The 20,032-nt window shown below is 73.1% G+C and carries 8 protein-coding genes; 3 read left to right on the top strand and 5 right to left on the bottom strand.

Annotation, left to right across the window (positions count from 1 at the left end; genetic code table 11):
* Positions 1-5: 5 nt before the first annotated feature.
* Complete coding sequence (locus EAO73_RS15265; RefSeq protein ID WP_224756325.1) at positions 6-755, bottom strand: IclR family transcriptional regulator; 750 nt, start codon at positions 753-755, stop codon at positions 6-8.
* A 261-nt stretch (positions 756-1,016) separates the two neighbouring features.
* Here EAO73_RS15265 and EAO73_RS15260 point away from each other — a divergent pair, with 261 nt between their 5' ends.
* Both EAO73_RS15260 and argB read left to right on the top strand, forming a co-directional pair.
* Positions 1,017-4,391 carry a pyruvate carboxylase gene (locus EAO73_RS15260; RefSeq protein ID WP_147972090.1) on the top strand — a complete coding sequence of 1,125 codons (3,375 nt, stop codon included), beginning with the start codon at positions 1,017-1,019 and terminating at the stop codon, positions 4,389-4,391.
* A 96-nt stretch (positions 4,392-4,487) separates the two neighbouring features.
* Positions 4,488-5,330 (top strand): acetylglutamate kinase, encoded by an 843-nt coding sequence (gene argB, locus EAO73_RS15255; RefSeq protein WP_147972089.1) that lies wholly within the window; start codon positions 4,488-4,490, stop codon positions 5,328-5,330.
* 48 nt (positions 5,331-5,378) lie between these two features.
* On the opposite strand, the gene EAO73_RS15250 is transcribed toward argB, so the two are convergent.
* Together EAO73_RS15250 and EAO73_RS15245 are read right to left on the bottom strand one after the other, a co-directional pair.
* Complete coding sequence (locus EAO73_RS15250; RefSeq protein ID WP_147972088.1) at positions 5,379-5,888, bottom strand: GNAT family N-acetyltransferase; 510 nt, start codon at positions 5,886-5,888, stop codon at positions 5,379-5,381.
* A 73-nt stretch (positions 5,889-5,961) separates the two neighbouring features.
* Positions 5,962-6,174 carry an MbtH family protein gene (locus EAO73_RS15245; protein WP_147972087.1) on the bottom strand — a complete coding sequence of 71 codons (213 nt, stop codon included), beginning with the start codon at positions 6,172-6,174 and terminating at the stop codon, positions 5,962-5,964.
* 103 nt (positions 6,175-6,277) lie between these two features.
* On the opposite strand from EAO73_RS15245, the gene EAO73_RS15240 reads away from it, so the two are divergent.
* Entirely contained in the window at positions 6,278-7,399 is a 1,122-nt protein-coding gene (locus EAO73_RS15240; protein WP_147972086.1) for an alpha/beta hydrolase-fold protein, read from the top strand.
* Position 7,400: 1 nt separating this feature from the next.
* On the opposite strand, the gene EAO73_RS15235 is transcribed toward EAO73_RS15240, so the two are convergent.
* Entirely contained in the window at positions 7,401-9,101 is a 1,701-nt protein-coding gene (locus tag EAO73_RS15235; RefSeq protein WP_147972085.1) for an ABC transporter ATP-binding protein, read from the bottom strand.
* A complete protein-coding gene (locus tag EAO73_RS15230; protein WP_147972084.1) occupies positions 9,088-19,986 on the bottom strand; it encodes a non-ribosomal peptide synthetase in 10,899 nt (3,632 codons plus the stop codon). The genes EAO73_RS15235 and EAO73_RS15230 overlap by 14 nt, the downstream gene beginning before the upstream one ends.
* Positions 19,987-20,032 lie beyond the last annotated feature (46 nt).

Here is a 20,032-nt window from a genome sequence, read left to right as displayed (position 1 = left end):
GCCCGTCAGCCGGGCAGCGTGAGCTTCCGGGAGATGTGGACGGCGGCCGACAACAGGCCCTCGCGGACCTGCGAGGTGCGGTACATCCGGTCGGACCGGAACGAGATGCCGAGGGAGCCCACCTGTTCGCCGCTGTAGACCGGCACCGCCACGCAGGTGGTGCCGCGCACGTACTCCTCACGGTCCATGACCACCGGGGCGCGCGAGCCGTCGAGCTGCTCGAACAGCTCGTCCTTGTGCGTGATGGTGCGGGGCGTGAGCCCGGTCAGATCGTGCCGGGAGAAGTAGTCGGCGCGCGCCTCCTCGTCGAGCTCCCGCAGCACGCTCTTGCCGAGGGCCGTGGCGTGCCCGGCCTCGTCGAGACCCACCCAGAGGTCCACCCGCGGGGTGCGCGCGCTGTCGACGATCTCCACGACCCGGATCTCGCCGTCCACGTAGAGCGTCAGATAGGCGGCGGCCCCCAGATCGTTGCGCAGGGCGGCGAGGGCGGGCCGTACCCGCACGGGCACCGGCTGCGCGCCGGGGCCGCCGCCGGGGGCGGTGTCGGCGAGGACGAAGGTGTGGTCCTCCAGCTCCTTCAGGTAGCCGTCGCCGACCAGCATGGGCAGCAGTTCGTCCACCGCGGCCGGGGAAAGCCCCGCTTCCCGGGCCAGCTGCTGCGCGGTGGCCTCGTGCCCGTGCGCGCCGGCGGCCTCCAGCAGGCGGAGAGCGCGCCGCACCGCGGCGACGGGTTCGGGGCCGGCATGGTCGGCCATGACCCCCAGCATGGCCCCGCTCCCAAGAACCGGCAAAACATCCTTGTTGGGGACTGCAGCCGGGGGACGTTTTGGGGCGTGACGCAAGCCATCTTTTGCGCTCGCGATCTCGGGGGAAGTCTCCGGTACGGTGTCGAACGCTCCGGTCCCAGGGGTTCACGGAGCACCTCGCCACCGCCGTACGGTCTCCGACGCGCAGCGTGTCCGTGCCGTACCGCCCGTCCTTGACGCCACACGCTCGTGACACGACTGGGGAGTTTGATGTTCGACAAGGTATTGGTCGCCAACCGCGGGGAGATCGCGATCCGCGCGTTCCGCGCGGCGTTCGAGCTCGGCATCTCCACCGTGGCCGTGTATCCGCACGAGGACCGCAACTCCCTGCACCGGGCCAAGGCGGACGAGGCCTACCGGATCGGTGAGCCGGGGCATCCCGTGCGGGCGTACCTGTCGGTGGACGAGGTGGTGAAGGCGGCCCGCAAGGCGGGTGCGGACGCCATCTACCCCGGATACGGCTTCCTGTCGGAGAACCCCGACCTGGCGGCGGCGTGTGCGGAGGCGGGCATCACCTTCGTCGGGCCGCCCGCCTCGGTGCTGAACCTGACGGGCAACAAGTCCCGTGCGGTGGCGGCGGCCCGGGACGCGGGTGTGCCGGTGCTGAAGTCGTCCGAGCCGTCGGAGGACGTGGACGCCCTCGTCGCGGCCTCGGAGGAGATCGGCTTCCCGGTCTTCGTGAAGGCGGTCGCCGGTGGCGGAGGGCGCGGCATGCGCCGGGTGGCGGAGCCGGGCGAGCTGCGCGAGTCGATCGACGCGGCGATGCGCGAGGCGCGGTCCGCGTTCGGGGACGCGACGGTGTTCCTGGAGCAGGCGGTGATCAACCCCCGCCACATCGAGGTGCAGATCCTGGCCGATGCCGAGGGCAACGTGGTGCACCTGTACGAGCGGGACTGCTCGCTCCAGCGCCGCCACCAGAAGGTCGTCGAGATCGCACCGGCCCCGAATCTGGATCCGGAGCTGCGGGAGCGGATCTGCGCGGACGCGGTCGCCTTCGCCCGGCACATCGGGTACGTGAACGCGGGCACCGTCGAGTTCCTCGTCGACGAGCGCGGCCACCATGTCTTCATCGAGATGAACCCGCGCATCCAGGTGGAGCACACGGTGACGGAGCAGGTCACCGGGCGCGACCTGGTGATCGCGCAGCTGCGGATCGCGGCGGGCATGACGCTGCCCGAACTGCGGCTGTCCCAGGAGGACATCACGCTCAACGGGACCGCGATGCAGTGCCGCATCACGACGGAGGACCCGGTCAACGGCTTCCGTCCGGACACCGGCACCATCTCCGCGTACCGCTCCCCCGGCGGGCCCGGCGTCCGGCTGGACGGCGGGACCGTCCACACGGGTGCGGAGGTGTCGGCGCACTTCGACTCGATGCTGGTGAAACTCACCTGTCACGGCCACGACTTCGCCAACGCGGCGCGCCGGGCGCGCCGGGCCATCGCCGAGTTCCGTATCCGCGGGGTGGCGACGAACCTGCCGTTCCTGGGGGCGGTGCTGGACCATCCGGAGTTCCGGGCGGGACGGATCACGACCTCCTTCATCGACGAGCACCCGGAGCTGATCCGGGCCCGCCCTTCGGCCGACCGCGGCAGCCGGATGCTCAGCTACCTGGCGGAGACCACCGTCAACCGCCCGTACGGGCCGCGTCCTTCGGTCATCGACCCGGCGGACAAGCTGCCCGCCCTGCCGCCGGGGACGCCGCCGCCCGGTTCGCGCCAGCGTCTCGCCGAGCTGGGTCCCGAGGCGTTCGCCGCCGAACTGCGGGCGCAGTCGGCCGTGGCCGTCACCGACACCACGTTCCGCGACGCCCATCAGTCGCTGCTCGCCACCCGGGTCCGCACCCGGGACCTGCTGGCCGTCGCGCCACATGTCGCGCACACCGTCCCGCAGTTGCTGAGCCTTGAGTGCTGGGGCGGCGCGACCTACGACGTGGCGCTGCGGTTCCTCGCGGAGGATCCGTGGGAGCGGCTGGTCAAGATCCGTGAGGCGGTGCCCAACATCTGTACGCAGATGCTGCTGCGCGGCCGCAACACGGTGGGGTACACGCCGTACCCGACCGAGGTCACCGAGGCGTTCGTCTCCGAGGCCGCCTCGGCCGGAATGGACATCTTCCGTATCTTCGACGCCCTCAACGACGTCTCACAGATGCGTCCGGCGATCGACGCGGTACGCGCCACGGGGACCTCGCTCGCGGAGGTGGCACTGTGCTACACCGCCGACCTGTCGGACCCGGGCGAGACGCTGTACACGCTGGACTACTACCTGCGGCTGGCCGAGCAGATCGTGGAGGCGGGCGCCCATGTGCTCGCCATCAAGGACATGGCGGGGCTGCTGCGTCCGCCGGCCGCGCGCACCCTGGTCACCGCCCTGCGCGAGCGGTTCGACCTGCCGGTGCACCTGCACACCCATGACACGGCGGGTGGCCAGCTGGGCACGCTGATCGCCGCGATCGACGCCGGGGTGGACGCGGTGGACGCGGCCGTCGCGTCGATGGCCGGCACCACCAGCCAGCCCCCGCTGTCCGCGCTGGTGGCCGCGACCGACCACACGGAGCGCGCGACGGGCCTGTCCCTCCAGGCGGTCGGCGATCTGGAGCCGTACTGGGAGGCGACCCGCAAGGTGTACGCCCCGTTCGAGTCGGGGCTGGCCTCGCCGACCGGCCGGATCTACCACCACGAGATCCCGGGCGGCCAGCTGTCCAACCTGCGGCAGCAGGCCATCGCGCTGGGCCTCGGCGACCGCTTCGAGCTGATCGAGGACTGCTACGCGGCGGCCGACCGGATGCTGGGCCGGCTGGTGAAGGTGACGCCGTCCTCGAAGGTGGTCGGTGACCTGGCGCTGCACCTGGTGGGCGCGGGCGTGGAGGCGGCCGACTTCGAGTCGGACCCGGGCAAGTTCGACGTGCCGGACTCGGTGATCGGGTTCCTCCGCGGTGAGCTGGGCGACCCGCCCGGCGGCTGGCCCGAGCCGTTCCGCACCCGGGCGCTCCACGGCCGCCCGGAGAAGGCGCAGACGCCGCACCTGTCGGACGAGGACCGCGAGGCGCTGCGCGAGTCCCCGCGCGCGACGTTGAACCGGCTGCTGTTCCCCGGCCCGACCAAGGAGTTCACCGCCCACCGCGAGGCGTACGGCGACACCTCGGTGCTGCCGACGCCGGACTTCCTGTATGGGCTGGAGCCGGAGACCGAGCACCCGGTGACGCTCGAACCCGGGGTCACCCTGCTGATCGAGCTGGAGGCCATCTCCGAGGCGGACGAGCGCGGCTTCCGCAGCGTACTGACTACGCTCAACGGGCAGTTGCGGCCGGTGTCGGTGCGGGACAAGTCGGTGGCGACCGAGGTGAAGGCGGCGGAGAAGGCGGACCGTTCCGACGCCGGCCATGTGGCGGCGCCGTTCGCGGGGGTGGTGACACTCCAGGTGGAGGAGGGCGCGTCGGTCTCGGCGGGCCAGACGGTCGCCACGATCGAGGCGATGAAGATGGAGGCGTCGATCACCGCGCAGTCGGCCGGAGTGGTGCGCCGCCTGGCGATCGGCCGGGTCCAGCAGGTGGAGGCGGGCGACCTCCTCATCGAGATCGGCTGACGCCCACGGGGTACCGCCCGTCGGCGGAGGGGACGTCCTCCGCCGACGGGCTTCCTCTTGACCACGACCGGGCCAATTAAGGTTAGGCTAAGCTAAATGGAAGAGGATTCGGGACCGGTCGTCGTCATCAAGTTCGGCGGCAACGCCATGGTCGACGCACAGCTGCAACAGGCCTTCGCCGAGGACGTCGTGGAGCTGCGCCGGACGGGGCTGCGCCCGGTCGTCGTGCACGGCGGCGGACCGCAGATCAGCGCGATGCTGGACCGGCTGGGACTGGAGAGCCGCTTCGAGGCGGGCCTGCGGGTGACGACGGCGGAGACCATGGAGGTCGTCCGCATGGTGCTGTCCGGCCGCGTGCAGCGCGAACTGGTGGGCCACATCAACAGCCACGGCCCGTACGCCGTCGGCCTGACCGGCGAGGACGCGCACACGATGACGGCCGTACGGCGGCCCGCGTGGGTGGACGGCGTGGCGGTGGACATCGGCCAGGTCGGGGACATCGCCGAGGTCAACCCCGACATGGTGCACACCCTCCTGACACAGGGTCACATACCGGTGGTCTCCCCCGTGGCCCGGGGCGAGGACGGGCAGGTCTACAACGTCAACGCGGATCTCGCCGCCTCCGCCCTGGCCGTGGCACTCGGCGCGGAACGGCTGGTGGTCCTCACCGACGTGGCGGGGCTGTACGCGGACTGGCCGCACAGCACCGAGGTGATCACCCGTCTGACGGCCGGCGCGCTGGACGGGCTGCTGCCGGACCTGGCGAGCGGGATGCTGCCGAAGATGGAGGGCTGCCTGCGGGCCGTACGGGGCGGGGTGGGCCGGGCCGACGTGCTGGACGGCCGAGTGCCGCACGCGGTACTGCGGGGCGTCCTGGACGGGAACGTCGCGGGGACCACGGTGGTGCCGGACGAGGACCACGTGGTGAGCCCGGTCTGACGTGGAGGAGGGCGCCGGGCCGGGCTCACATGCGGCCCGGCGCCCGGTTCAGAGGGTGCGGGTGAGGATCAGCGCGTTGCGCCGGGGGTCCAGGGACTCGGCCCAGGCGCGCGGCGCCCGACGGGCCGTCGCGGGGGCGAAGCCGTACCGGCGGAACAGCCGGCCGTCCCCGGTGGTCGCGGTGAAGAGGGCGCCGAGCGACTGGGCGCGCGCCACGGCCAGCGCGGTCCGCAGGAGCGCGGCCCCCGTCCCGCGCCCCTGCCGGTGCCCGGCGACACAGAAGTTGTACAGGACGCCCATGGGCATCCCCTCCCCCGCGTACACCCGCATTCCCACACAGCCCTCCGSGCCGCCGTCCCGCCCCACCGCCACCAGGAATTCGGCGGCGCGGGCCGCGTAGAGGGAATCGGGCCGCTCGCGCAGGGCGCCGGCGCGTGCGAACGGCCGGGACAGCTCCGCGAGCGCGGCCGCGTCGCCGGACCCGGCGGTCCGGACGCGCGGCGCCCGCTGGAGCGAAGGGGAGGGCAGGGGTACGGGGCGCGGCGCGGCCGTGGTCAAGACGGTCCTTCCTCGGTGCCACAGGGCAGGAACGTTCCGGCGGGCCGTCCCGCCGGAGCTGTCGTTACGGAGGTCAGGCGTCCATCGACGCGGCGAGCGAACGGGGCCGCAGATCGGTCCAGTTGGCCTCTACGTACTCCAGGCACGCCTCGCGTGTGTTCTCCTCGAAGGCGACCGTCCAGCCCCCGGGCACCTCGGCGAAGGACGGCCACAGGGAGTGCTGGCCCTCGTCGTTCGCCAGGACCAGGAAACGGCCTTCGGGGTCGTCGAACGGGTTGGTGCTCATGCGGGCAGGGCCTCCTCATCAAGGAAAAACAAGCTTAGGTTAGGCTCCCCTAACCGATCGTGAGCTTAGCCTTTTCCTTTCCCTCTGCACAAGGAGACCCCTCATGCCCCCCGGTGATCGCAAGGATCAGCTCGTGGCCGCCACCGAGAGCCCCTTCGCCGCCTTCGGGCTGCCCGGCGAACCGGGTACCGAGGCGTTCTGGGCGGCGGCCAGGACGCCCGCGTCCCGGCCCGGCGAGGACGGCGGCTGGGTGACGCTGTTCCTCCGGCGCGGCGGCCCGGCGGACCTGGCCTTCGAGAGCTGGTCGCGGGAGCCGTCGCCGCTGCGCCGGTGGGGCGTCACTGACTGCTGGTACGCGGAGGTGGCGATGCCCGCGCGGCTGCGGGTGACCTACCGGTTCATCACGGACGAGGGGGCATACGCCGACCCGTTCAACCCGTCCGCCGCCGGTGGCGACCGCTCGATCGCGGTCACCCCGGACGCACCGGCACAGCCCTACTGGCCCCTGGTCGGCGCGGACGACGTGCTGCCCGTCCCCAGCACCCGGCTGCGCTGGGCGTCCGCGCGGCTCGGCGGGCGCCGCACGGTGCGCGTCCACCCGGTGGCCGGCGGCGGGCCCGTGGTGCTGCTGCTCGACGGGGACGACTGGCTGTATCTGCACCCGGCCATGACCGCGTTCGAGGCGGCCGTCGCCGACGGGGCGCTGCCGCCGGTGACGCTCGTCTTCCTGCCGGCCAAGGACCGCGTGGGCGAGTTCACGTGCCGGCCGGAACTGTGGGAGGCGGTCCGCGACGAACTCCTGCCGCTGGTGGCGGATTCCGGGGTGCCCGCCGACCCGGGCACGCTGGTGGTCGCGGGGCAGAGCCTCGGCGGACTCAGCGCCCTGTACGCCGCGTTGGAGTTCCCGGAGCTGGTGTCCCGGGTCGCCTGCCAGTCGGGCTCCTTCTGGTGGGCCCCCGACTGCGCGGCCCGTACGGACCTGCTGGACGGCCCGCTGGGCGGCGCCCTCGCCGGCCGGCTGCGGGAGCGCCCCGACCTGTCGGGGCTGCGGATCGCGTTCGACGTGGGGGAGCACGAGACGCGGATGCTCCCCCACTGCGCGGCGGTCGAGGCCCTGACCGAGCAGGCCGGGGCGGCCGTACGCGTGTCGCGTTCCGCCTCGGATCACGACCGCGCGGGCTGGCGGCACGCGATGCTCCGGGACGTCGCCTGGGCGCTCGCCTGAGTCAGCGCGCCACGGCCAGGCAGTACGCCTCGTCCGTGGACAGCAGGTTGCGGTGGGTGTCCTCCCCCGTGATGACGCCGTCGTCCAGGACTAGGACCCGGTCGGCGGCGTCCAGGACGGCCGGGCTGCTGGTGATGACCACGGTGGTCCGGCCCCGGCGCAGCTTCGCGATGTTGCGGGCGATGAGCTGTTCGGTCACCGCGTCGACGGCCGTGGTCGGGTTGTGGAGCACCAGGATCTCGGAGTCGGCGGCCAGGGCGCGGGCCAGCGAGAGGCGCTGACGCTGGCCCCCGGAGAGGTTCGCGCCGCGGTCGCGGATGGCGTAGTCGAGGCCCTCGCGGTGGAGGGCGACCACGTCGGTCAGCATGGACGCCTCGACGGCTTCGGGCAGCAGGGTGCTGGTGCCCGTCGGGTCGATGTTCGTACGGAGGGTGCCGGCGAAGATCTCCCCGTCGTACGGGTTCACCAACAGGTGTTCCCGGACGGCCTCGGCCGACAGCTCCGCGAGGTCCTGCCCGCCGACCCGCACCACTCCCTCGTACGCCTCCGGCGGGACGCCCAGGGCGAGGACCGAGGCGAAGTCGGCCGCCGCGCGCGGCTGGTAGGCGGCGACGGCCACGAACTCCCCGGCGCCCACCTCGAACGTGACGCCGCGCAGCACCCCGTGGCGGAGGCCGTCGATCTTCAGCGACCCGCCCGGCTCGGGGCGCCCGGTCCCGGGCGTGGTGACCGGCGGCGCGGACAGCACCAGAGCCATGCGCTCGGCCGAAGCGCGCGCCATCATCACGTACTTGGGCATCTCCGAGAACAGCTTGAGCGGTTCCATGATGAACTGCGCCAGGCCCACGGCCATGACGAGCTCGCCGATGTTGATGTGCCCGGCGAAGGCCAGGTACCCGGCCGTCAGGGAGACAGCGGTGGCAAGGCCCGCGTTGAGGGCCAGCGCGGTGCCCGCGTACACCCCGTTCACCCGGGCGACGGTGACCGACTGCTCCTTGGCCTCGGTGCTGACCCGGCGGTAGGAGCGGAACGCGGCGTGGTTGCCGCCGAAACCGTGCAGCGGGCGCAGACCGGTGATCAGATCCGCGACCTTGGCACCGGCGCGCGCGACCCTGGCCTGCTGCTCCTGCGTACTGGCGCCGATCCGCCGGGACATCACGCTCAGCACGGACAGGATCGCCACGGTACCCACGATCACCAGCAGCCCGAGCCGTACGTCGGCGAGCCCGAGCGCGACGGCAGCGACCAGGACCGCGACCAGCGAACTGATCAGCAGCGGCACCACCTCGATGATGTCGGCGGTCTGGTCGGCGTCCTCGGTGGCGATGGTCAGGACCTCACCGGACTTCAGGTCGACGTCGCGGGCGACCGGCTGGAGACCGCAGGCGGCGACCAGCACCCGCCAGCGGTGCGCCTCGGTCGTGTTGGCCTTCTGCAGGATGCGCATCCCGAACCGCCAGGACAGCGAGACGGTCGTGATGATCACGGCCAGCGCGCCGATCGACAGGCCGAGCGCGGTGGGGCTGCGGTGTTGCAGGGTGTGTTCCACGATCAGGCCGAGCGCGATCGGGAACGCGGTCTCCCCGGCCTGGTAGAGGCCCATGAGAACGGTGCCCCAGGCCATGGCGCCGACATTGCGCCGCAGTGCGGTGCGCAGGATGGCGGCGCCCTGGCGGGGCCGGGGGGTGTCAGGAGTGTTCATCGAGGTGGCCGGCAATCGCTTCGGGGGTTCGCAGGGTGAGCAGGTCGCGGATGGTGATCACTGGACCGTACTCCCGCCGGAGCAGTCCGATCAGCCGGACCGCCAGCATGGAGTGTCCGCCGAGGGAGACGAAGTCGCTGACCGCGCTCACCTCGTCGTCGTCCAGGTCGAGCGCCTCGGCGAAGAACTCGCACACCGTGATCTCGGTCTCCGTCTCCGGTGCGCGCTCCCCCGCCCCGGCCAGGACACCGAGCGGCTTGGGCTCCGGCAGGGCCTTGGTGTCGGCCTTGCCGTTCACGGTGAGCGGGATGCTGTCCACCTCGGCGTAGTGGGACGGGCGCAGGAAGTCCGGGAGCGCGGCGCCCACTTCGGCGGCGACGGCCGCGAGATCGGCGCCGTCGAGCACCAGATAGGCGGCCAGCCGGTGGGCCCCGTCCACCTGGGGGTCCGGCTGGGCGACAGCGGCGGCGAACCGGACCGCCGGGTGCGCGGCGAACGCGGCCTCGACCTCGCCGGGTTCGACGCGGTGCCCGCGGATCTTGACCTGCTGGTCGGTGCGGCCGAGGTAGGAGAGGTTTCCGTCGGGCCGCCGGACGACCAGGTCGCCGGTGCGGTACATGCGCTCGCCGGGTGCGCCGAACGGGCAGGCGACGAAGCGGTGGGAGGTCTGGGCGGGCTGTCCGAGGTAGCCGCGCGCGATGCCGACGCCTGCCACGTACAGCTCCCCCGGGACCCCGTCGGGCAGCGGGCGCAGCCACGGGTCCAGGACGTACACCTCGGTGTTGTCGATGGCCACGCCCACCACCGGGTCCTGGCACTCGAAGGTGCCGACGCCGAGGGTGTTGATGGTGTACTCGGTGGGCCCGTAGAGGTTGTACCCGACCGTGCCCTCCGTGTCCGCGAGGCGCTGCCACAGGCCCGGGGTGACGGCCTCGCCGCCGAGCAGCACCAGCGCGGGCCGCCGCCCGGGGTCGTCGAGCAGCCCCTCGGCGACCAGTTGCTGCGCGTAGGTCGGGGTCACGTTGATGACGTCGATGCCGTGGCCGAGGCAGTACGCGACGAGCCGGGGCGCGTCGCGGCGCAGTTCCTCGTCGCAGATGTGCACCTCGTGCCCGTCGGCGAGCCAGAGCAGTTCCTCCCACGACATGTCGAACGCGAACGACACGGTGTGCGCGATCCGGAAGGTGCGGTGCCCGTGCTCCGCCAGGACCGGTTCGAAGATCCGGCGCTGGTGGTTGACCAGCATGTTGGTGAGCCCGGCGTACTCGGTCACCACACCCTTGGGCCGGCCGGTCGAGCCGGAGGTGTAGATCGTGTACGCGGGGTGCCGCAGCCGGTCCGGGTCGCCGGGGGCGAAGGTGGTGTACGGCTCGGCGGCGGGCAACGGGCGGTCCAGCTCGATCAGTTCGCCGGTGAGGCGGGGCGCGACGGCGCTCACGGTGAGGGTCACCTCGGGCCTGGCGTCCGCGACGATCGCCGCGATCCGCTCGTCCGGGTGGTCCAGTTCCAGCGGCACGTAAGCGGCGCCGGTGCGCAGCACGGCGAACAGCGCCACGATGGAGTCCAGGGAGCGCGGGACGGCGATGCCCACCGCCTTCTCCGGTCCGATGCCCCGTCCCGCGAGAACCCCGGCCACCTCACGGCTGCGGTCCCGGAGCTGCCCGAACGTCATGGCCGCACCGCCGGCGACGAGCGCGACGCGGTCGGGGTGGCGGTCGGCCGCCCGGTCGAAGCGGTCGACGACGGTGTCCGTGCCGACGTCCGTGCGGGCGGCGGGCTCGGGCGCCGGTTCGAGTCCCGGCAGGGCGCCGAGCGGGCCGGTGGCCCGTGCCAGGTCCTCAAGCAACCGTACGTAGCCGTCCAGGAGGCGGCGGGCGCCGGCGGAGTCGTCGTCGCGGTGCTCCAACTTGACGGTGAGCCGGTCGCCGGGCGTGACGACCCAGGTGAACGGGAAGTGCGTCGAGTCGTCGGCCCGTACCGAGGTGATGCCGTGCCGGGCGTTGATCCCGGCGAGGGCGTCCAGGTCCAGGAAGTTCTGGAGCACGAAGAGGTTGTCGAACAGGGTGTCGTGGCCGCCGGCGCGCTGGATCTCGCCGAGTCCCAGGTGCTCGTGCTCCATGGCCTCGACCCGGGCGGCCTGGACGCTCGCCAGGTACTCGCCCGCCGTGTCCTGCGGCCGGGCGCGGGTCCACATGGGGACGGTGTTGAGGAGGACCCCGACGATGCCGGACAGGTCCTCGTCGCCGTCGCGTCCGGAGACGGTCACGCCGAACACCGCGTCGCCGCGGCCGGTGTGTGCCCCGAGCAGCAGGCCGAACGCCCCGGTGAGCAGGGTGTTGAGGGTGACGCCGTGCGCCTTGGCGGAGTCCCGCAGCAAGTCGGACAGTTCGGCGGACAGGGTGTGCAGGAGCGCGTGCGGCAGCTCGTCCGTGCGGGGCGGCCGGGCGCCGGCGAGCAGCGTCGGGCCGGTGAGGCCGCTCAGGTGCTCCGCCCAGAACCGCTCCGACACGGCGGGGTCCTTGGCGGCCAGCGCGCGGGCATAGTCCTCGAAGCCGGGCGTACGGGGCGTGGCGTCGGTCAGGGGTTCGCCCGCGACGAGGGTCGCGTAGGCGTCGAAGAGGTCCCGCAGCAGGATCTCCCGCGACCAGCCGTCCCACAGCAGCAGGTGGTAGCTGAGCAGCAGCCCGTCGCGGCCGTCGGGCAGGCGGAGCACGGTGAGCCGGATCAGGGGCGGCTCACCGGGGTCGAACCCGGTGTCGCGGTCCCGGGCGCGCAGCGCGTCGGCCTCCGCCTCGGACCCGGCGTCGACCGTGCGGACGCCGACGCGGGTGCCGGCCCGGAGGATCTGGACCGGGTTGCCGTCGTCGTCGGTGGTGAACCCGGCGCCGACGACCGGGTGCCGCGCGATGACGTACGCCATCGCGTCGGCCAGTGCGTCGGTGTCGAGGCGCCGGTCGAGGGTGAAGTAGCTCTGGGCGACGTAGTGCCCGGTCGCGCCGGTCAGCTGGGCCTGGAAGTACAGGCCGCGCTGGAGCGGGGTGACCGGTGCCGTGCGTTCGGCGGTCGCGGCGGTGTCCGCGAGGCGCTCCAGGGCGGCGCGCCAGTGCCCGGTGATCTCGTCGGGGATGCCGTCGGCGAGGATGAACGCGGCGTGCAGGCTGCCGGTGGCGGCGTCGGTCCAGGCGTTGACCTCGACGGCGTACGGGCTGTCGCCCTCGCCGCCGGTGATCTGCGGGGCGTCGGACTCGCCGCCCCGGCCGAGGTAGTTGAACAGCACCTGCGGGCGGGCGGTCAGGAGTGGCGCGGTCTGCGGGTTGAGGTACCGGAGCCGGCCGTAGGCGACGTGCCCGTGCTCGTCGGGCTGGCGCGCCACGACCTCACGGGCAGCCGCGACGGGGTCGGTGTGCGGGGTGAGCCGTACGGGCGCGATGGAGGTGAACCAGCCGACGGTACGGGTGTAGTCGTGGTGGTCGAGGGCCGGGACCCGGCCGTGGCGCTCCAGGTCGACCGCCAGGTCGGTGGGCTCGGGCTGGATGTGCGTCAGGGCCGTACGCAGGGCGCCGCAGAGCAGTTCGGTCAGGCCGATGCCCAGTGCGGCGGGCGCGGTACGGGTCACCCGGTCGCTCACCTCGGGGTCGAGGACCACGGTCGTCTCGCGCAGCTCCCCGGCGGCGGGCAGGGCGGCGGGGGCTTCGAGCACGGTGATCCAGTCGCCCAGGCCCTCGGTGGAGTGCGCGGCTTGCGCGGTGAGCGCGTCGGCGTACTCGGCGTAGGAGGTGGTCGCGGGCGGCAGGTCCTCGCCGCGCAGAGCGGTGGCCAGGTCGTCGAGGAGGATCAGCCAGGACACCGTGTCGACCGCGAGGTGGTGCGCGGTGACGACGAGGGTCCGGGTGGCGGCCGGCCAGGTGAACGCGACGACCTCGCCGGTTTCGGCGTTCAGGTGTGCGGCGGCGTCGTGGGCGGCGAGTGTGGCGTCGCCGATGTCCGCGTGGACGACGGTGATCTCGCGGGCAGGCCCGATGTGCGGTGTCCAGACGCCGTGCGCGGTGTCCAGACGCATGCGCAGGGCCGGGTGGGCGGCCACAACGGCGTTCGCGGCGCGCTCGATGCCGGCGAACGTGGTCCCCTCGTCCGTCACCAGCGTCCGGGCCTGGGCGAACCGGTCGAGGGTGCCGCCGAGTTCGCGTCGGCGCAGGATGATCGGCGTCGGTGCGAACGGCCCCTCCTGCGGGCGGGACCGATCGGGCGCGCCGGTCCGCGGGGCGCGCGAGCGCAGCTCTTCGGCGAGGGCGCGCGGGGTCTTGCACAGGAACACGTCCCGGGGCGCGATGGCCAGTCCGAGCGCCCTGGCGCGGTTGATGACGGTGATCGCGACGATGCTGTCACCGCCCGCCATGAAGAAGTCGGTGTCCTCGTCGACGGCGGCGCCCGGCAGTACCTCGGCGAAGACCGCGGTCAGCGCGGCGACCGCGGAGTCGGCCGCGGGCGCGGGGACGCTGTCCGGCTGCGTGGCGGCCTGTGCGGTCAGCGCCTTGCGGTCGAGCTTGCCGTTGACCGTGAGCGGCAGCGCGTCGACCGTCAGCACCCGGCCGGGCACCATGTGCACGGGCAGCTTCGCGGCGAGCAGTGCGCCGAGGTCGCCGGGGACCCGGCCCACGACATGCGCGATGAGCTGGTCGCCGTCGGCCGACGGGGTGACGGCCACGTCGACCACACCGTCCAGCTCGCGGACCGCCGCCTCGACCTCGCCCAGCTCGATCCGGAAACCCTTGAGCTGCACCTGGTCGTCGGCGCGGCCCGCGAACTCCAGCTCGCCGTCGAGCGTGCGGCGGGCCAGATCGCCCGTGTGGTACATCCGGGAGCCGTCGTCGGCGAAGGGGTTGGCGACGAAGCGCCCGGCGGTGAGACCGGGCCGGCCCAGGTAGCCGAGGGACACCTGGTCGCCGGCCACGTAGATCGCGCCCACCGTGCCCGGCGGAACAGGGCGGAGCCGGTCGTCGAGCAGATACGTGGTCAGGCCCGGGACCGGGCCGCCGATCGGGCTGACGTCGGCGCCGAAGTCCTCATCGGTGAGCACCCGGTGGGTGACGTGGACGGTGGTCTCGGTGATCCCGTACATGTTGACCAGCTCGGGGGACCCGGTGCCGTACCGCTCCACCCAGCCGCGCAGCCGTACGGGGTCAAGCGCCTCGCCGCCGAAGATGATCCGGCGCAGCGCGGTGGCCCGTTCCCCGGCGTGCCGGTCGGCCTCGATGAACTGGTAGAAGGCCGACGGGGTCTGGTTCAGCACGGTCACCCCGCGCTCGCACACCAGCCGGTGGAAGTCGACCGGGGAGCGGGTCAGCCCGTAGTCCGGGACCAGCAGCTGCCCGCCGTGCGCCAGCGCGCCCCACAGCTCCCAGACGGCGAAGTCGAAGGAGTACGAGTGGAACTGCACCCACACGTCGTCGGGGCCGAAGTCCATGTCGGCGCGGGTGTGGGCGAGGAGTGCGACCACGCTCAGGTGGGGGACGACGACGCCCTTGGGCCGGCCGGTCGATCCCGAGGTGTAGATGACGTACGCGGGATCGTGCGGGGCGGGGCCGGCGGAGGCCTCCGGCGTCCCGCCGGTCTCGGCCGGCTCGTCGCCGAGGACGAGCACCCGGGCCGGGACGCCCGCCCGCTCGAGCAGCCCGGTGAAGCGCTCACGCTCGTCGGGGCCGACCAGGACGGCCTGCGGGGCGGCGTCGCCGAGGATGTACTCAAGCCGCTCGTCCGGGTACGCCTGGTCGAGCGGCACGTAGGCGCCGCCCGCCGAGACGATGGCGATCAGCGCGGTGACCTGCTCCAGCGAGCGCGGGACGGCGACGGCGACGCGCAGCCCCGGCCGGACACCGGCGGCGCGCAGGGTCGCGGCCAACCGGTCCTTGGCGGCGGCGAGTTCGCCGTAGGTCAGCGAATCGGTGGTGCCGTCGAGGCCGCACCGGGTGACGGCGGTGGCGGCCGGGTCGCGTCGGGCGGCGGCGTCGAACAGGGCGCTCAGCGTGGTGGGGGTGGACGGTGCGAGGGGCGCGGTGTCCTCGGTCGCCAGTTCAACGACCGGGGTGCCGGGCCGGGTGAGGAGGCCGGTGAGGGTGCGGGTGAACGTGTCGAGGATGCGCCGGGCGCCGGGTTCCCGCAGGAGTGCGCCGTCGTAGATCAGGTTGAAGCGGGGGCGGCCGTCGGACGCGCGCTCCACCACCAGGGTCAGCGGGTAGTGGGGGGCGCCCTCGTTCACGATGCCGGCGACGACCAGCTCGTCGTCGGGGCCGCGCAAGGCGGCCACATCGGTGGCGATGTCGAACACCACCAGGGTGTCGAAGCGGGCGGCGGCGCCCGCCAGCCGGCCGATCCGCGCCAGGGAGACGTGCTGGTGCGCCAGGACCGCGCTCTGGTGATCGCGTACGGAGGCGAGCAGATCACCGGCGGTGCTGGACGCGTCCCAACGGGCGCGTACCGGAATGGTGTTGATGAGGAGGCCCACCATGTCCGCGATGCCGGGCACCTCGGCGTCACGGCCGGAGACCGTGGAGCCGAAGACCACGTCGTCGCGGTGCAGCAGACCGCCCAGCGTCACCGCCCAGGCGCTGTGGACGGCCACGCTCAGCGGCACCCCGGCCGCGCGGGCGGCCGAGTCGATGTCGTGGGCGGGTTCCACGGCGGTGTCGGCGAACCCGTCCGACGGGGTGTGGCCCTCGGCGACCAGGGACGGACCGGGCAGCCCGGCGAGTTGTTCGCCCCAGACCCGGTCGCTCTCCTCGTCGTCGAGTCCGGCGAGCAGGCGTACGTAGTCGGGGAAGCCGCCCGCCCGGTAGGCGGCGCCGGGCCGGTGGTACTCGGCCAGCAGCGCGCGGAGCATCGGCGGCACGGACCAGCCGTCGGCGACGATGTGGTGCACGGTCTGCACGAGCACGGTGCGGCCGGGGCCGCCCCGGACGAGCGTGTACCGCATGAGCGGGCCCGCGGCCAGGTCGAAGCCGGCGCGGCGGTCGCGCTCGGCGAGGCCGCGGATCTCCTCGTCGGTGATGCCGGGCCGGTCCAGGACGGTGAAGGGGGCTTCGGTGCCGCTCTCCAGCACGGAGACGACGCGGCCGTCGGCGAGGGCCACGAAGCGTGCGGCCAGGTTCGGGTACAGGGCAAGCAGCCGGGTGGCGGCCGCCGCCAGCCGTCCGGGGTCCACCTCGCCTTCCAGGGTGAGGAGTTGCTGCTCGACGTAGCTGCCCGCCGAGTCGTCGTCGAAGACCGAGTGGAAGTACAGGCCCTCCTGCAGCGGGGTCAGCGGCAGGATGTCCCGCAGGGCGGGGCCGTCCAGGGCGTCGACGTCGGCCTGGGTGAGCGGGACGGGCGCGAAGTCGCTGGGCGAGTGCCCGCCGCCGTCGAGCGCGGCCAGGGCGGTCAGGGCGTCCTGGAAGTATCCGCCGAGGGTGTCGATGTCCTCGTCGGTGAACACACCTTCGGGCCAGGAGACGGTGGTGGCGAGGCCGTAGGCACCGCTCGCGTCGGGTTCGGCGATGGCGTTGAACTCCAGGGCGCGCGGCAGCCGCATACGCGGGTCGCGCTTCTCGCCCAGCTGCCCGGTGGTTCCGGCAAACTGCCAGTCCCCGCCGGTGCCCGCGTCGAACCGGCCCAGGTAGTTGAAGAGCACCTGGGGTGCGGGCGCGGACGCGACGGTGCCGTGCAGGTGGCGCAGGGTGCCGTAGGACAGGCCGTTGTGCGGGACGCGGGCGAGGTCTTCCTTCACCGCCTTGAGCGCGGCGGCCAGGTAGCGGGGGTCGGTGAGGTCGGCCGCCGCGCCGGGATCCACGGTGACGGGGAAGAGGGTGGTGAACCAGCCCACGGTCCGCGACAGGTCGGGCTCGAATCCGGCGGTGTCCGCGACCGCCTGGCCCTCGCGGCCGTGTCCTTCGAGTTCGATGTGCGCGAAGGTCTGGTCCCGGCCCCGGTCGCGCCGCCACCGGGCGAGGGCGACGGCGAGACCGGTGAGCAGGACGTCGTTGACGCCGGCGTGGAACCTGGCGGGGATCTCGCCCAGCAGGGCGGAGGTGGTGGCGGGGCCGAGCGTGAAGGTCCGCTCGTGCTCCCGGGCGACCGTGTCGTCCTCGGACAGGGGCCGGCGGCCCAGCGGTCCGTCGGGGCCCGGCAGGGGGCGCGCGTAGTGGTCCCGGTCGGCGTCGAAGCCGGTGCGGTCGAGCAGTCCGGCCCAGCGGCGGAACGAGGTGCCCTCACGGGGCAGCAGGACCGGGGCGCCCGCGGCGGACTGCTCCCAGGCGGTGGCCAGGTCCTCCGTCAGGACGCGCCACGAGACGCCGTCGACGACCACGTGGTGGGCGACCAGGACCAGTTGGCGGGCCTCGCGGCGCCAGACGGAGCGCAGCATCACACCGTGGTCCGGGTCGAGACCGGCGGTGGCGCGGGCGACACAGGCGTCGAGCGGTTCGTCGCTCTCCTCCCAGGCGGCGACGGCGCCGTTCGCCGCGGGTATGTCGAAGCCCCAGTGCTCGCCGCGTACGAGCCGGGCGCGCAGCATGTCGTGCCGGCGGACGACGGCGGTGAGGATGTCGTCCAGCGCTCCGGCGGTCAGGTCCGCGGGGGTGTTCAGCACCACGGACTGCACGAATCCGTCGATCGCGTCGGTGGTTTCGCCGAGCCACCGCACGATGGGCGTGCCCACGACGGGTCCGGTGGGCTCGTCGTCGTCGCGGGCCGTGAGGACGTCCTCGCGGCTCGCCACCGCCGCGAGTTCGCCGATGACGCTGTGGGTGAAGATCTGGCGCGCGGTGACGTGGAGGCCGGACCTGCGCAGGGCGCTGAGCAGGGAGATCGCCAGGATGCTGTCCCCGCCGAGGCGGAAGAAGTCCTGGTCGACACCGACCGCGTCCAGCCGCAGCACCTCCGCCGCCGCCGCGCACACGGTGCGCTCGTCGTCGGTGGCGGGCTCGGTGAGCGGACCGCCGGCGAGCACCGGCTCGGGCAGCGCGGCCCGGTCGGTCTTGCCGTTCGCGGTGAGCGGGAAGGCGTCCAGCACGACGGTGTGGGTGGGCACCATGTACTCCACCAGGTGCGCCTCGGCCCACACCCGGACGTCGTCCGGGGTCAGCTCCTCGTGTCCGGCGGCGGGGATCACGTACGCCACCAGGTAGGTCCCGCCGGCCGTGTTCTTCCGGGCGACGACGCAGGTGTGGCGTACGCGGGGGTGCTCGGCGAGACCGGCCTCCACGTCCTCGATCTCCAGCCGCATACCGCGGATCTTGATCTGGTTGTCGGCGCGGCCGAGGAAGTCCAGCGAGCCGTCCGGCAGGAACCGGGCGAGGTCGCCCGTGCGGTAGAGCCGGGAGCCGTCCTGCGCGAAGGGGTTGGCCACGAAGCGGGACGCGGTCAGTCCCGGAGCGTTGACGTAACCCCGGCCCAGCAGGAGCCCGCCCGCGTACAGTTCGCCGCCGACTCCGACGGGCACCGGGCGCAGTTCGTCGTCGAGAACGTAGAGCTGGGTGTTGGGGTTGGCCCTGCCGATGGAGGTGGACAGGCGCTCCGCCTCGCCCCGGTAGATGACGTGCGAGACGCCGATCGTCGTCTCGGCGGGGCCGTAGCCGTGGTAGAGCGGGATGTCGAGGCGGGTGCGGAACCGCTCGTACAGCTCGGGGGTCAGCAGTTCACCGCCGCACCACACATGCCGCAGGCTGTCGAGCCGGCCGGATTCCCCGGTCATCTCCAGCAGGACGTCGAGCATGGAGGAGACCAGGTAGGTGAAGGTGACGCGGTGTTCGGCGATCACACTCAGCAGGTGGTGCGGGTCGCGCTCGCCGCCCGGCCGCAGGACCACCAGCCGGGCGCCGGTGACCAGCGGCAGGAAGATCTCGTTGACGGAGATGTCGAAGGAGAGCGGGGCCTTGAAGAGCGAGGCGTCGTCGTGGCCGAAGCCCAGGATCTCGCGGGACTGCCACAACAGGCGTTCGCTGATGGCCTCGTGACGGATCATGGCGCCCTTGGGCCGGCCGGTCGAGCCGGAGGTGAAGATCACATAGGCGAGGGCTTCGCCGGCGACGGCCACGGCGGGCGGGTCGGCGGGGTGGGCGGCGAAGGCCCAGTCGTCGAGGTCGACGCCCACGGCCTCGGGCTCTCCCGTGGTCTGCTCGCCCGACGTGTTGAGCTGGAGCGCGATCCTGGCGTCCTCCGCGACGACGGCACGCCGGGCCGCGGGCCACAGCGGATCCAGCGGGACGAACGCGCACCCGGCCTGCAGCACTCCGAGCAGGCCGATGACCATCTCGGCGGACCGTCCGAGGGATATCCCGACGACCTGCTCGGCGGTCAGGCCGCGCGCGACGAGGTGATGGGCCAGCTGGGCGCTGAGTCCGGCTGCCTGGCGGTACGTCAGGGTGCGGTGCTCGTCGACGATCGCGACGGCGTCCGGCCTCGACCGCGCCTGCTCGCGGAACATCTCCACGATCGTGGGGCGGTCCCGGTCCGCCCCGGTGTCGTTCCAGCGGGCCAGTTCCTCGGTCCGGGTGGCGGGCCCGGACGGGGCGATGGTGCCCAGCGGCCGGCCGGGGAAGTCGGCGAGGTCGTCCAGGGCGAGCTGCGCGTCCTCCCGCGCCACACCGTCGGGGAGCGCGATGCTCCGGCCGTCCGCGCCGACCTGCCAGCCGGCGGGCGCCGTACCGCCGTTGTCGGCCCAGGCGAGCACATCGGCGAAGAGGGTGGCGGGAGTCAGGTCGATTCCCTCCGGGCTCCGGCCGCTCGCCCAGTACGCCAGGCCGATGGCGCACGCTTCGGTGAGGGTCCGGTCGTCGCGGTCGCCGGTCCGCCGGCGCAGGTCGGCCAGCCCCCGGGGAGAAAGCCGTACGTGGTGACCGCTCGGTTCCGACATCGAGGACTCCGCTTCTCTCCGAGATGGTTAGCTGAGCCTAACCTAA

This window comes from Streptomyces sp. col6 (genome assembly GCF_008042035.1).
GTDB lineage: Bacteria > Actinomycetota > Actinomycetes > Streptomycetales > Streptomycetaceae > Streptomyces.
Note: the sequence above shows the minus strand (reverse complement) of the source record. Positions and strands in the feature narration are given on the sequence as shown.

Coding starts and splice junctions, on each gene's coding strand:
- EAO73_RS15265 (WP_224756325.1), bottom strand. CDS start 755: ATGGCCGACCATGCCGGCCCCGAACCCGTCGCCGCGGTGCGGCGCGCT.
- EAO73_RS15260 (WP_147972090.1), top strand. CDS start 1,017: ATGTTCGACAAGGTATTGGTCGCCAACCGCGGGGAGATCGCGATCCGC.
- argB (WP_147972089.1), top strand. CDS start 4,488: ATGGAAGAGGATTCGGGACCGGTCGTCGTCATCAAGTTCGGCGGCAAC.
- EAO73_RS15245 (WP_147972087.1), bottom strand. CDS start 6,174: ATGAGCACCAACCCGTTCGACGACCCCGAAGGCCGTTTCCTGGTCCTG.
- EAO73_RS15240 (WP_147972086.1), top strand. CDS start 6,278: ATGCCCCCCGGTGATCGCAAGGATCAGCTCGTGGCCGCCACCGAGAGC.
- EAO73_RS15235 (WP_147972085.1), bottom strand. CDS start 9,101: ATGAACACTCCTGACACCCCCCGGCCCCGCCAGGGCGCCGCCATCCTG.
- EAO73_RS15230 (WP_147972084.1), bottom strand. CDS start 19,986: ATGTCGGAACCGAGCGGTCACCACGTACGGCTTTCTCCCCGGGGGCTG.